A 14,382-nucleotide genomic window follows, 5' to 3' on the forward strand; every position below is an offset into this window, starting at 1 on the left:
CTTCCCCCTCTACCCCCTCTTCCCCCTCTTCTCCCTCTCCTTATCACTCAACGGCATCCAACCAAGTTTGTAAATCACCCATGCTGTTAAAATCAAGCAGTGCTTCACCAAGATTTTCTAATTGTTCTAAAGGAAGTTTTTCAATTCGCGATACCTTCGGTGAGCTTCGCTTAACGCGCTTCTTGAGATAATTCTCCCACCCGTCGAGTTAGCTGACGGAGAATAAGCGATCGTGCTTCTTTTTCGCGTCCCCTTTGTTCTCCTTCTTCTTTGATATCCCGGTAAAATCGGGTTTCCTCAAACGTAATTCCTAACATTTCTTCTACCTCCCTTCGGCTAAGTTGTTCAAATTTGTAGGCTATTATCGTGGTTATTAACTCTATTATGGCTTGAGTCGAAGGTTGAGGTGTTTCTTGTTGAGTTCTTTGTAATAAATACCTAGCTTCTTCTGGTGCTTGCTGCTCCGGAACTGTTGTTAAAAGCATTAAAGCTACCCATACAGGTAATTGTCGAATATCTCCTAATTCATCTAAATATATCCGATGTACTTGGTCGCAGTTAAGCTGGTTCCGATAGGGATAAATATCACCCTTCGGGTTCAGCAGTTACTCCACTTGGGGAGACCCCAAGACCGTACTGCTTCACTTTGTTCGATATTACGCGATGGGTAAATTATTACTATTTGTAAATCGCTATATCTCTTACGATTACGATAAAAATACAAATAGGTTTCCGCAAACACCCGCTCATAAAGCATTTCATCCGTTTGAAATTGTACTTCACAAAAGTACACTACCCCCGGACTTTGATTTTCCGGTGGTACAAATACACCATCAATTTCAAATCTCGGTTCTTTAACAGCTTTGGAATCAAACGTGTATTCGGATGCATTTTCCGGCTGATTTGTCAACAGTTCAAACAATAAAGCCGGGTATTGTTGAAATAATTTATAAAAAATTGAATCTCGGCGCATGGAAATCAGTAATAAAGGTCAAAGGTTAAAGGTTAAAGGTTTTGAGTTAGGAGTGAGGAGTTAAGAATTCTGGCGTTGCTGAAAAGAAGTATGAATCAAATTTTATAGATAACCGAAACCTGTGTAGAGACGTTACACTGTAACGTCTCAAAATCTATATTCATACCCGGATTCTGCAACGCCAGAATTCTTGTCTCCTTGTCCTCATCTTCCCATGCCCAATCCCCCATGCCCAATCCCCAATTACTTCATCAAATAAGAAATATAAGTAGATAACAATTGTGCATCTATCGCCGGACAGATAATTGAAGTATCGGCAAGTCCGGTTAATGTATTATGAGCATCAAACTGTAAAGGTTTTGACTCGGTTGTACTATTGCTGGAATTGGCAGAGAATAAAGAAGCAATAGCATACAAAGGATGGTTGGGAGAATTTTCGATAATTTTCAGTAATTTTTCTCGCCATTGCTGGTAAGGAAGTCTTTCGACGGGATAACCCATCGAATCAAGTTGTTTAAATAATACATCTACAGAAACTGGTTGTGGATGTACCAAATGAAAAACTTTGCCCCAAGATTGAGATTGTTTGGATAAATTAATTATTGCCTGACTAACGTAGTCTACTGGCATTATATCTAACATCATATTACCTACAGGGGCGCTTCCTAGCTGCACGCAACCCTGAATCATTTTGTAAAGAAAATCATTTCTGTTAAAAACTCCCGTTTGGCTGTCTCCGCTAACGGCTCCTACGCGGTAAATTGAAACGGGAAGGTTTCGCTGACGGGCTATTGTCATCAATTTTTCCGCTACCCATTTAGTTTGAGCGTAACCACCAGCAGGAGTACGGTTTACGTCAAGGGGTTGATTTTCGTAGATAATTTGGTTTGTGCCAGCAAATACGCTGATGGTGGAAATAAAGTGTACGGGTTTAACTTTGTTTTTACAAGCTAATCGCAAAACTTCTTGAGTTCCCAACACATTAGTTGTTTTCAGTAAAGAATAAGGGGATGTATGATGAACCCATGCGCCGTTATGGTAAATAGTGTCAATTTCAGTAGAAAGTTGTTGAAACTGGCTTTGAGAAAGTCCTAATAATGGTTGAGATAAATCTCCGACAATGGGAATAATGCGACTACTCAATGAATCTTGCCATTGTTCGCAAAGATTATAGGATTCTAGAGACTTTTTAATTTTATCTCGTGCCGATTCAGTATTTTCAGCCCGGATGAGACAGTGAATTTTAGCTTCAGTTGTTTGTAATAACTCATAGAGAAGGAAAGCACCAATAAAACCCGTTGCTCCCGTCAAAAGAATGTTATTAAGCGCAACAGTAGATGGGATACAATTTTCAGGTTGAATTCTTTCATCTAAAACAGCTTCTGCTTCTAAATCGAGCTTACTACCATTGGCTCGCTCGTGCAAAAATTGCACAATCTCTGCTTTCCGCTGTTTAATTTCAGTTTTAATTTCGGAAGTTAAACCACCTTTGGGAGCATTACACTTAAGCTTGGGTTCCTCTGAAGTATCTTGATTCTCTTCCACCCAGAGTTTAATATCTTTGTCGGAAAGCTCTTTGAGAAACTCGTTAATAGGTTTAATTTTTTCCTTCTGATTATTATAACTCCTTCCCTCTATTTCTTTGCGCCCTCTGCGTCCTCTGCGGTTAAATTCTCCTAAAATAATTTCCTTACAACCAAACAAACGCTCGCTATAGATACCATCTTGTAGACATTGCTCAACTAACTTATTAGACTCAATAATCGGACGAGAATCATCTGTATAATTAATCGATGTAATATAAGTCAACCAAGGCTCTTGTCCCATCGCATAAACATAAACCTGTTGCGGATGAAATTGATTGACTAAATTAAACGCTTTTTGAGCATCAGAACCATCTAATCTTCGCGTCTGTGCCATTTTTCTGGGAACAGATTGGGTTAACAAAGAACCATAAGCCCATGTATAAGGAGCGCCATCGCATTCCATACCAATAAACATTACATCTACATCGCCCAAAAGACAATGTAAATTTCTATATAAAGCAGGTTCTATATTATTAGAATCAGCAGCACATAATATCTTTCTACCTTTAATATTGAACCAATAAGCAGCTTTTGTGGCAATATTTAAGTCACCATGTTCGCCGAGTACGGGTAATGCTATTATAAATCCATCGTTAATTTCTATAGTTTCTAAATCATCAATTTCTTTGACATTATTAAAACCAATTGCTTCTAAAATTAACTTTAAAGAAGGGTCTATCAAAGTACCTTTATTACCTTTTGGTACTACAACATTACGGATTTTGTGCCGCAATTGTAGTAAAGTTTCAAACATTACATGGTCTTGATGATTGTGAGTAATTACAGCATAGTCAATTACTTCCGGTAAATCGGCATAGGTATAGCGAGTAATTCCAGCGCGATGTTGATAACTAATTAGTGGGTCGCATAGTATAGTAATATCTTGAGTTTCTATCAAAACACAAGCATGACCGAAATAACGAACCCGAACATCATCACCTTGATAATTATTCGATTCAGGAGGTTTTTCGGTTGTAAATAAAGAAGAAAATACAGCTTCTTGATGACTTTTTATCTGAAAGATTTCTTTGATTTCATTATAAGAATCTGCCTGATATCGCATTCTAAATAATCTATCCCAAGCAGGATGATTAAATTTAAAATCGAGATGTAAAGTATCTTCTGATGGTAAACGAGGGGTACTTAAAACAAAAGAGCGAGAATCTTCATCCGTCAAAGATAAAGCAACTGTTTGACGAGCAGTTTGATAATCGGAACTGCGATATAAAAGACCTTCAATCAAACGAATTGCGGCATGATTGTTAGCATCATAAACAAGTTCTACATAACCCTTTAATTCTTCTGGAACTTGTTCGTATAAAGGTTCTAAAGAATATCCAGTTGCTTGTTCGCGTAAAATATTTTCTAAATCGTGAATAGAGTAAGCTAACTTTAATAAACTAGCTTGTTCTGCCTTAGTTTTTGCGAGTAAATCCTTAATTTCATCAACCCTATCAATATCATAATTAATAAAAGGTCCCCCCATCATCGCCGGATTTTGCAAAGCTGACTTATGCACTTGCGGAGCTTCGATAAAAGACTCCATAATTTTGATATGGGAATCAGCAATATACATCGCAGCAGTTGCAGGTGGTACCAAATATGACCAAGCATACCACTGGTTGATTAAAGGTTCGGCGATCGCGTTTGGTTTTAGATAAACTTTGTCTTTATTCATCAGTAATTAAAAATACCTCAAATACTTCTTCCTCTCCGCGTTCCTTCGCGAAAACCTCCGCGTCCCTTTGCGTTTAAAACTCCATCTCCTCCCTCTCCCCCTCAACATCACTAACAAAACCTTGAGTCAGCAAATTCTGATCTATCCGCTCTGCTAACTCAGCAACAGTAGGCGCTTCAAACAAATCAATTACAGTGATTTCAACATCAAATATTTTCAGCAACTGACCAATTAATTTAGTTGCTAACAAAGAATGTCCTCCCAAGGTAAAGAAGTCATCTTCTACCCCTACTGTTTCTAGCTCAAGCACGCTGGTAAATATTTTAACTAACTTTTCTTCAGTCGGTGTCCGAGGTGCGACAAATGTAGACTCAGCATTACCAAACCAATCGGGAACAGGAAGGGATTTTGGATCAACTTTACCGTTAGGAGTCAGTGGTAAAGCATCTAGCATTACAAATGCAGCAGGAATCATGTAGTCTGCTAATTTTTCTTTTAAGACACGACGTAATTCGGAAGATGTGGGAGTTTTGTTTTTACTTTCAGGGACAATATAAGCGACTAAGCGTTTATCACCAGGGTTATCTTCTCGAACTATGACAATGCTGGCTTGGATACCGGGATATTGATTTAGTAGCGCTTCAATTTCCCCGATTTCAATCCGAAAACCACGAATTTTTACTTGATTATCAATCCGACCAAATAATTTAATGCTACCGTCTGGGAGATAACAGGCTAAGTCTCCAGTTTTGTATAACCTCACCCCGCCTCCGGCACCCCTCTCCTTATCAAGGAGAGGGGAAATTCGGACACCCTTCTCCTTATCAAGGAGAGGGGAAATTCGGACACCCTTCTCCTTTACAAGGAGAGGGGATGGGGGTGAGGTTTTATCATTAAACGGATTGGGAATAAATTTTTCGGCTGTCAAATCTGGTCGATTCAAGTAACCTCGCGCTAAACCGACACCAGCTATGTGAAGTTCCCCAAGTACGCCGACTGGTAGAGGTTGCAGATTATTATCTAATATATAAAGTTGTTTGTTGGTACTCGATCGCAACACGGGTAAAATCGGATTACCATTGCCACACTGTACCATGCTGGCGTTGACGGTAACTTCTGTAGGTCCGTAAGCGTTAATAAATCTGCGTTTTTGCGACCATTTCGTTATTAGTTCGGGGGAAGGTGCTTCACCACCAACTAATACCATTTTCAAGGCTGGTAATTCTTCAACGGGTAAAGCTGATAATGCTGAAGGTGTAATTGTAATATGAGTAACTTGTTTATCCCGCAATAATTTTACTAAAGGAAGTCCGGGAATTACATCTTTATCGGATGCAAGATAAAGTTTAGCACCACTAGCCAATGCCATAATGATTTCTGGAATCGAAGCATCGAAACTAAATGAGAAGAATTGCAGTATACAGCTATCGGGATGAACATCGCAAACTCGGATTTTATCTTCTGTAAGGTTAGTTAATCCCCGATGAGGAATCAGTACACCTTTGGGTTTTCCTGTAGAACCGGAGGTGTAGATTAAATATGCGAGATTGTCGGTTGTAACTCCACTTGTAGGATTTTGATAGTTTTGCGAGCTATTATTCTCTTCCCAAAAACTATCAAGATTAATTAACATCTTTTCCGTTTGCATCGGAATTATTCCGAATTCCTCTTCTTCCCTCTTCCTCAGCGTCCTCAGCGCCTCTGCGGTTTTTTTCTTATTCTTAAATTTGTTAGAAAAAGAATCTGTTATAATCTGCTTCGCTACATCAGTAGTTTGGTTATGAGTTAATAATAAAGATATTTGAGCATCTTCCACCATAAATGCTAATCTTTCTAAAGGATATGCGGGATCGAGGGGAACGTATGCACCACCTGCTTTGTGTACGGCAAGCATCGCAATAATAATTGCGGGGGAACGTTGAATACAAATTCCCACCCGTACTTCCGGAGCTACTCCATTACTTTGTAAATAATGAGCGAGTTGATTGCTGCGGTGATTTAATTCTTGATAAGTAAGTTGCTCATCGTTGTAAATTATGGCGATCGCATTACTGTTTTTTTCTACTTGTGCTTCAAATAATTGATGGAAACACTTTTCTTGAGAAAATTCTTTTTGGGTTTGATTCCATTCCACCAAGATTTGTTGTTTTTCTGTGGGGGTAAGTAACGGTAATTCCCCTATAAGCTGAGTTGGTTGATTCGCAATTCCTTCTAATAATGTACAAAAATGTCCTACCATCCGCTCGATAGTAGTTTTCCCAAATAAATCGAGGTTGTACTCAAATCCTCCCACTAAACCATCGGGAGTTTCGTACATATCCAAGCTTAAATCTAATTTGGCGCTAGCATTTACCTGCCCCAAAGAACTTAAAGTTAAACCCGGTATTTCTATTTTCTCTGCTGGTGGATTTTCCAGTCTAAATTTGATTTGAAATAAGGGATTGTAACTCAAATCCCTTTCTGGATGTAATTCTTCTACTAACTTCTCAAATGGTAAGTCTTGGCGATCGTAAGCATCCCAAGTTATCTGACGCACCTGCTGCAATACTTCTTGAAATGTCGGATTTCCATTTAAGTCAGTCCGTAACACCAAAGTATTGACAAAAAAGCCAATTAACCCTTCTAATTCAGCCCGATTCCGATTCGCGATGGGAGAACCAACTATAATATCTGCTTGTCCGGTGTAGCGATAGAGCAGAACTTTGTATGCTGCCAGCAGAGTCATAAATAAAGTTGCTTTCTCGGAAGAAGCAATGGTTTTCAATTTATTGCTCAATTCTGATGAAAGCTGAAAAGAAACCGTTTCACCTCGGAAAGCCTGAACTCTAGAACGGGGAAAATCTGTAGGTAACTGAATTACTGGTAAAGTACCTCCTAGCTGTTGCTTCCAGTAACCAAGCTGCGTTGCTAATACTTCCCCCTGCAACCACTGACGCTGCCAAACTGCAAAATCAGCATACTGGATTGGTAATGGTTTTAAAGGAGACGGAATACCTTGAGATAAAGCTGCGTATAAAGTTGCAATTTCTTTTACCAGCACTTGCATTGACCAGCCATCTGAGATAATGTGATGCATGGTCAAAAGTATTACGTACTCGGTTTGATCGAGTTCTAGCAAAGTGACTCGTAACAGTAAATCTTGCTCTAAATCGAAAGGTTTTTGAGCTTCTGCGATCGCAATTTCCTTTACTTTAATTTCTTGTTCTGATTTCGGTATCAGTTGCAGATTAATTGAGTTTAGAATAAGTTCTCGACTGGGAGAAATAACTTGAACTAACTCTTCATCAACGGCTTTAAAGTTAGTGCGGAGAATTTCGTGACGTTCAATAATAGTATTAAGAACTTGTTGTAAAACTTTGATATTTAAAGTACCAGTAAGACGAACTGCTGTAGGAATATGATATGTAGAACTACCGGGTTGCAGTTGTTCGAGAAACCATAGTCTTTGTTGAGCAAAAGATAAAGGTAATTTGTTAGTTCGTGGGGTAGCTGGGATGGAAGTAACTGTTTTTTGATTAACTAAATTTGCTTGTTGGAGAAAGGCGATAATTTCGGGTTTACGGGTTTGTAATTGAGCGGTAAGTTCGGGTGTGAGAATGTCATCTGGAGCGCTACAGCGTAATTTTGTATCGTCTTCGAGCCATAGTTGGACATCTAAATTGTGAAGATGGGTCAGGAATTGTTCTATAGTATTCATGGGATTTTGATTTAAAATAAATCCTTCTAGAGGCAGAGGAAAAAAATTGTAGAGACGTTTTAATAATGTCTCCCAAATATAAGCGGAAAAACAAACCAGCCAAAATTAATTATTATCAATTTTCCAAGCCTTTTCTATTGCAGAATATCCTTGGATATCGTATTCTTTTAATTGTTTTCTATTAAAAGGATAAAAGTCATTTTCACCAAAGTAAGCTTCTGATAGTTCTGCAAAATACTCTGATTTATTTTTTAAAGCATAAGCATCTTTTGCTTTTTTACCGTGATTTTTAGGTACTTTTCGATATAAACCCGCATTTACAGCATGATTATAAGCATTAATAATTGGTTGAAAGTCTTTGCCGATAACGTTATCGTGATAAGCATGAGCTAGTTCGTGTAAAACGTGCCAAGGTTGGGTTTTTGTTCTGGAAATAAAATTGCGGATATTGGTAATTTCGACAGCTTTAGCTTTATCTGGATTATAACCATGATTTTTTAACCATTTTGCAGAAGGATGGTAAACCATTCCGGAAAAACCCTGAATGTCTTTTTCCACCCAAATAGTCACGCTTTTGAGAAAATCATGGTGTTTTCGGGGAACAACGCGATCGACATTTTTTAATTTTACATCGAGTAACGCGATCGCGTCTTTGGTAATTTGTTTTTCTTCTTTCCAAAGTTTACGATTAATTTTAACTTTCCAGCCCTGAATATTTTTAGTTTCATATTCTGAGTTACTAAATCCACAACTGAATAGAAAAATTAAAAGTAAAAGGTTGATTGAAGAAAATGCGAGCCAAAAAATCTTCATTAATTATTATAATCTAGAAATAAAATGGCGAATTAATTCGCGTCTACACAGGCAAAGTCCACCTGCGTGGACTAATTAATTAATTTATAACCCGCGCAGGCGGGTTTTGTTTGTGTAGACGCGGTTTCAACCGCCCGGTAATGTGAAATTTACCGTCGCAACCAGCCATTCAGCGTAAAACGACTAGCTTTAAATTCCCCAGACGAACACAAAATCGGTAATACTTCATGTTTACAGCGACTGTTGAAGAAAACAATACTATTATTACGGGGTTCTATAACTCTACTATTCTCCTTTTGAATAATCTTTTTACCCTGCATTTCTGTATCATATATTTTTAATTCACCACCTGAAAATTGTTTTGGCTCTTGATAAAAGTAATATACATAAGTCAATTCTCTAGTTTTAGTTTTTTCGCTTCCTGCATCAGTATGAGCTTTGTAAAATGCACCATCATTATGAGCCGTCATCTGCATTTCTACATGGGAAACCGAAAACTCAGGATGTTTTAACTGATTTATAAGAGATGGAAATGTTTCTAAAAGCTTATTTTTTACTAAATAATAAACTTCAGAAAACTCTTTCCCTGGTAAAATCAATGATTGACGATAATTTTCGGTATTAGTAACGGTTCTAGAATCTTTAAACTCTGATTGTTTATTAAAGGCTGTATCTATAACTTTTTGATATTCTTCTTGGGGTAAAAAGTTGTCAATTTGTAAGTAATTAGCGGGGAAAAATTGAGATTCTGTCTGAGATGTACTTTTATTATTTGTGGGAAACTGAGCAATTTTTGCTGGTTCGGAATTTTTTACCGTAAGTGGTAATTTAATATTCTTGTTATCAATTACTTTTATTTGCTCGCTTTTATCTGAATACTTAGCAATTTGTAAGATTTTTAAAGCGATTTCTGCTCTTTCTGATGGGGGAGTTTCTGTATCGTCAAGAATTTTTTCTAAGGTTTGTTGAGATTTGATCGCTAACGAATTTAGAATGTTGGATATTTCTGCATTCTCAAATTCGGTTTCTGGTTGGCTATGACTCTGTTTGCTGTTCAACATCATTTGTATTACCGATTGTTAATATATTATTTACGTTTTTATTAATAATTATTCTTGATTATTTTAATACATTGCGACGGTAATGGTTCGTAGTTGCGCTTTAGCGCATCTTAATCCGGAAGCGCTGAAGCGCAACTACGAACATAATATTACAGTTCGATTTCTTTGCGTCCTGTGGTTGGGGTATTCGAGTTTTGTTGCTGTATGGTGATTTGTAAGGCTTGGATATAAACGGCGATCGCCACAATTGTCGGTTTTTCAAAAATGCTTCTCAATGGTAAATCTAGTTCAAATGTTTGTCGCAAGCGGGAGTTGATCCGAGTTGCTAAAAGTGAGTTACCACCCAAGTCAAAGAAGTTATCGTAAATTCCAACTTGTTCGAGTTTTAAAACTTCTTTCCAGATAATAGCAATCATTTCTTCGGTAGAGTTGCGCGGTAGTACCTGATGAAACAATTTTACACCCATTTCATCCAGTGCTAACAAAGAACGTCTATCAATTTTACCGTTGGGTGTCAGCGGTATAGATTCCAAAATTACAAATGCAGAAGGTATCATGTAACTGGGTAATTTTGCTTCTAAGAAAGAGCGCAAAGATGTTTTTAGCTCGGCTGTTTCTGTTTCTTCTTGAATAGGAACAACATAAGCAACAAGTCGTGAATTATTATTTTGGTTTTGGCTTTGATATTCTTTGGCAATAACTACAGCAGTTTTAACTTCCGGATGTTGCAATAACACAACTTCAATTTCACCTAGCTCAATGCGGAAACCACGAATCTTCACCTGATAGTCAATTCGTCCCAAAAATTCAATGTTCCCATCTGGTAAATAACGTGCTTTATCTCCAGTTTTGTATAATTTTGAACTCAACCTCACCCCGCCTTCGGCACCCCTCTCCTTAGTAAGGAGAGGGGAAGGGGGTGAGGTTTCATTAAACGGATTAGGAATAAAGCTTTGTGCTGTCAAATCGGGACGCTTAAGATACCCGCGTGCTAAACCATCACCTCCAATATACAATTCTCCAGCAACTCCAATCGGAACCTGACGTAAATGAGAATCGAGAATGTAAATTTGAGTATTGTGAATGGGAGTACCAATCGGAATAGTAAAAGGATGGGGAGAAGTATTCTTAATACCTTTTTCCTCTTTCCTTCTGCCTTCTGCCTCCTGCCTTCTGCCTTCATAATAAGTTACATCAATTGCGGCTTCTGTGGGACCGTAAAGGTTATGTAGTTGAGCATTAAGATGAGTAAAGAAACGTTTTTGGAGTTCAGATGTTAATGCTTCACCACTACAAATCACTCTTTTGAGAGATGTACAAAATTCTAATTGTGGTTCTTCTAGAAAAGCTTCGAGCATCGAAGGAACAAAATGCAGCGTAGTAATTTGTTGCTCTTTAATTAAATTTACTAAATATCCACTGTCTTTATGTCCTCCGGGTTCAGCTATGATTAAAGTTGCGCCAAATAATAATGTCCAGAAAAATTCCCAAACGGAAACGTCGAAGCTAAAGGGTGTTTTTTGCAAAACTCGGTCATCTGCTGTGAGTTGATAGGTTTGTTGCATCCAGTACAGCCGATTTACTAAGCCGCGATGGGTGTTTATTACTCCTTTTGGTTTACCTGTAGAGCCAGAAGTATAAATAACATAAATACTATTTTCTGGAATTGTATTATTTACAGGATTAGATTGCAATAATTGAGCAGCATCTGAGAGAATTTCTGTAATTTTATCTTGAGTTAGAACCGTTTTTACTTGAGTTTCTTGCTTGATAAAATCTAATCGCTCTTGGGGATATTCTGGATCGAGGGGAACGTAAGCACCACCTGCTTTTAAAATAGCAAGGATAGCGATTACCATTTCTACAGAGCGTTCTAAACTAATACCAACTAAAACTTCTGATTGTACTCCGAGAGTTTGCAGGTAATGCGCTAACTGATTTGCTTTAGTATTAAGCTCTTGATAGGTAAGCAAATCATCCTTAAAAATTACCGCAGTTGCATTCGGGGTAAGCTCAACTTGTGCTTCAAATAATTCGTGGATGCATTGCTGCGGATATTCACTTTGCGTTAAATTCCACTCTGTTAATAACTGCTGTTGTGCATCGGTTAACACGGGTAATTTTATCAAAGAAGAAAAAGGATTATTCGCAATTGCTTCTAAAAGAGTATAGAAACTCACGAATAAACCAGAAATTCTCGAATCATCAAAGCGATTTGAATCATATTTAATTTTAAAAGTTAGTTCACTAGCTACCGATACCAGCATTGTCAAAGGAAAACTTGTCCATTCCAGAGAATTTACTTTTTCAATTTTCAATCCGTCTTGCGATCGCAATAATGAAGCATCAACCGGATAGTTTTCAAATACTAGAATATGCTCGAATAGCATTGAACCCCGTGGAATCTCGCTCCAGTTTTGAATTTCTAGTAACGGTGTATATTCATACTGTAATGCCTCTATTTGTTGAGTTTGCAGTTGTTGTAACCAGGGAATTAAAGATGCTTCGGGGTCAACTTGCACTCGTACTGGTAGAGTATTGATAAATAATCCTACCATTGATTCAGACCCGGTAAGCGTAGGGGGACGACCGGAACTGGTAGCACCAAAAACGATATCATCTTGATTAGAATAACGACTCAACAGGATAGCAAAAGCTCCTTGAATCAAAGTGTTTAGAGTGAATTGATGATTCTTTGCTAAAGTTTTCAGGTTATTGGTAATAGAAGCTGGTAAAGAAATTTGTTGTTCAGTCCAATTAGGTTTTATTGAATTTGACGACGATTGTTTAACTTGTAGAACATTAGGTGTAGAAAATCCTTCGAGTTGCGTTTTCCAAAATTTTTCAGCCGTTGATAAATCTTGCTCTCCCAACCAAGTAATATAGTCAGCATAAGGACGATAGTTATAGATTAATAAATCAGGTAAATCTGCACCTTTATGAAATACTTGATATAGTTGAAAAACTTCTTTAAGAACTAATCCAGCTGACCAACCATCGATAATTAAATGGTGTTGCGTCCAAATCAGATGATAGCAGCTTTCTGTTAAATGAATTAAAGTAATCCGCAATAAAGGGGGAATTTTGAGGTCAAATCCCTGCTGTCTATCCTCCTCCAGAAAATCTTCTAACTTGTGCTGTTGTTCTTCCGGTGAGAATTCCCGCCAATCCTGCTGTTGCCAAGGTAAATCTAAAACCCGATATACTACTTGAAAAGATTGGTCTCGTTTTTCCCACCGAAAAGCCGTGCGTAATATAGAATGTCGTTGAAATACTTCATTCCAAGACTTTTGAAAAGCGATTACATCTGTCAATCCATCAACAGTAATACAAACTTGGGGTACATAAGCACCAGCATCCGGTGACAGCAAGCTGTGAAATAGTATACCTTGCTGCATCGGTGAAAGGGGATATATATTCTCAATATTTTTTTGTTTATCCATTTTTTATACTTAAGTGTGGAAGATTTTTAAAGTAAGCGATATTGCTTTGACTAGAAATTCAGGATGAAGCTGTAACACGCAACTCTAGTTTATATCTCAAATTATAAAGTAACGAAGCGCCCATTCAAATATTAAATTAAACTTTTCAAACATCCACTAAGGACGATACAAGCTATTTTAGCGAGATACTTTGTAAACGTGTCGCAAAAAACACTTGATCAATCAATAAATCATAGTAATATTCACTTAAGTACTTTTTGAGGGACAAACTATGACTGTAAATAACATCTCAACGCAAATATTACCCATACCTATTTTTAATATTATTATTGGTAAACAGAACGAAACCTTTACTTACGATGCAAATGGAAATCTTTTAACCAGCTATCGAAGTCTTTGGTAGCAATCAACTAATTTTCGGTGGAGATGAAAGTGATTTAATTGATGCTTCTATCGGTAGCGAAGGTGGAAACCGAATCTATGGTGGTAGCGGTGACGATACTTTCATTCTTGGAAGTGGCGATAGCTTCGCTCGCTCCTTCGGAGATCGCATTATCGGTGGTGAAGGTGATGATAAGTTCTTCGTCATGAGTGGTGGTGATAATATCATTACAGGTGGTGCTGGTGCAGACCAATTCTGGATTGCTACAGCAGAAATTCCCGATGCAGCCAACATCATTACTGACTTTACTTTAGGTGAAGATGTCCTTGGTATCGCTGGGTTAAGTATTGGCTTCGACGTTATTTTATTTGACTTTATTTTAGATGAAGAGGGTATTGGCTTTGATGATTTGAGTATTACTCAACAAGAAGATAATACTTTGATTGCTGTAAATGGTTCCGATTTAGCGATATTACAAGGTATTGTTGCAACTAGCTTGAGTGAGGATAATTTTGCTTTCGCTTAGTTCGTAGTTGCGATTGATTGCTGTAAATTAAGGGCTGAAGCCCAACTACAAACATTTAAAATAATTCGTAATTGATAATTCGTAATTCGTAGTTAAAGACTGTTTGAGACGGTGCGCCCTTCGGCATAGCTCAGGGACTACCCAAAAATTACGAATTACGAATTAGTAAAAAGACGCGATATATCGCGTCTCTACAAAAATTTCGGTTTCCCAAAAAATCCGT

General features: G+C 37.7%; 9 protein-coding genes and 1 pseudogene. 2 read left to right on the top strand and 8 right to left on the bottom strand.

All coding sequences use genetic code 11. The features are described from left to right. Positions 1-43 precede the first annotated feature (43 nt). From IQ247_RS33085 to IQ247_RS09390, 8 genes are all read right to left on the bottom strand, one after another. Positions 44-145 carry a DUF4351 domain-containing protein gene (locus tag IQ247_RS33085; protein WP_322745470.1) on the bottom strand — a complete coding sequence of 34 codons (102 nt, stop codon included), beginning with the start codon at positions 143-145 and terminating at the stop codon, positions 44-46. A 25-nt stretch (positions 146-170) separates the two neighbouring features. After that, complete coding sequence (locus IQ247_RS33090) at positions 171-605, bottom strand: DUF2887 domain-containing protein (protein WP_322745471.1); 435 nt, start codon at positions 603-605, stop codon at positions 171-173. Continuing rightward, positions 599-973, bottom strand: a complete 375-nt coding sequence (locus IQ247_RS33095; RefSeq protein ID WP_265579676.1) for a DUF2887 domain-containing protein — start codon at positions 971-973, stop codon at positions 599-601. The genes IQ247_RS33090 and IQ247_RS33095 overlap by 7 nt, the downstream gene beginning before the upstream one ends. A 243-nt stretch (positions 974-1,216) precedes the next feature. Continuing rightward, positions 1,217-4,237, bottom strand: a complete 3,021-nt coding sequence (locus IQ247_RS09370; RefSeq protein ID WP_193919252.1) for a thioester reductase domain-containing protein — start codon at positions 4,235-4,237, stop codon at positions 1,217-1,219. A gap of 73 nt (positions 4,238-4,310) precedes the next feature. After that, entirely contained in the window at positions 4,311-7,934 is a 3,624-nt protein-coding gene (locus tag IQ247_RS09375; protein WP_193919254.1) for a non-ribosomal peptide synthetase, read from the bottom strand. A 105-nt stretch (positions 7,935-8,039) separates the two neighbouring features. Beyond that, complete coding sequence (locus IQ247_RS09380; protein ID WP_193919256.1) at positions 8,040-8,747, bottom strand: hypothetical protein; 708 nt, start codon at positions 8,745-8,747, stop codon at positions 8,040-8,042. Between the two features lie 149 nt (positions 8,748-8,896). Then, positions 8,897-9,811, bottom strand: coding sequence for a 2OG-Fe(II) oxygenase (locus tag IQ247_RS09385; protein ID WP_193919258.1), 915 nt, complete (start codon positions 9,809-9,811; stop codon positions 8,897-8,899). A 146-nt stretch (positions 9,812-9,957) separates the two neighbouring features. Beyond that, entirely contained in the window at positions 9,958-13,251 is a 3,294-nt protein-coding gene (locus tag IQ247_RS09390; RefSeq protein WP_193919260.1) for a non-ribosomal peptide synthetase, read from the bottom strand. Positions 13,252-13,703: 452 nt separating this feature from the next. Here IQ247_RS09390 and IQ247_RS33575 point away from each other — a divergent pair. Further along, positions 13,704-13,766 (top strand): annotated as a pseudogene (locus tag IQ247_RS33575) (hypothetical protein); the annotation flags it as partial. Positions 13,767-13,838: 72 nt separating this feature from the next. Then, positions 13,839-14,159, top strand: coding sequence for a hypothetical protein (locus IQ247_RS32470; protein ID WP_228059602.1), 321 nt, complete (start codon positions 13,839-13,841; stop codon positions 14,157-14,159). Positions 14,160-14,382 lie beyond the last annotated feature (223 nt).

Origin of the sequence: Plectonema cf. radiosum LEGE 06105 (genome assembly GCF_015207665.1) — a bacterium.
In the GTDB taxonomy this organism is placed as follows: domain Bacteria; phylum Cyanobacteriota; class Cyanobacteriia; order Cyanobacteriales; family Nostocaceae; genus Rivularia; species Rivularia radiosa_A.

What these genes read in the sequence shown, in the direction of transcription:
- IQ247_RS33095 (WP_265579676.1), bottom strand. Translation starts at nt 973, where the DNA reads ATGCGCCGAGATTCAATTTTTTATAAATTATTTCAACAATACCCGGCT.
- IQ247_RS09370 (WP_193919252.1), bottom strand. Translation starts at nt 4,237, where the DNA reads ATGAATAAAGACAAAGTTTATCTAAAACCAAACGCGATCGCCGAACCT.
- IQ247_RS09375 (WP_193919254.1), bottom strand. Translation starts at nt 7,934, where the DNA reads ATGAATACTATAGAACAATTCCTGACCCATCTTCACAATTTAGATGTC.
- IQ247_RS09380 (WP_193919256.1), bottom strand. Translation starts at nt 8,747, where the DNA reads ATGAAGATTTTTTGGCTCGCATTTTCTTCAATCAACCTTTTACTTTTA.
- IQ247_RS09385 (WP_193919258.1), bottom strand. Translation starts at nt 9,811, where the DNA reads ATGATGTTGAACAGCAAACAGAGTCATAGCCAACCAGAAACCGAATTT.
- IQ247_RS09390 (WP_193919260.1), bottom strand. Translation starts at nt 13,251, where the DNA reads ATGGATAAACAAAAAAATATTGAGAATATATATCCCCTTTCACCGATG.
- IQ247_RS32470 (WP_228059602.1), top strand. Translation starts at nt 13,839, where the DNA reads ATGAGTGGTGGTGATAATATCATTACAGGTGGTGCTGGTGCAGACCAA.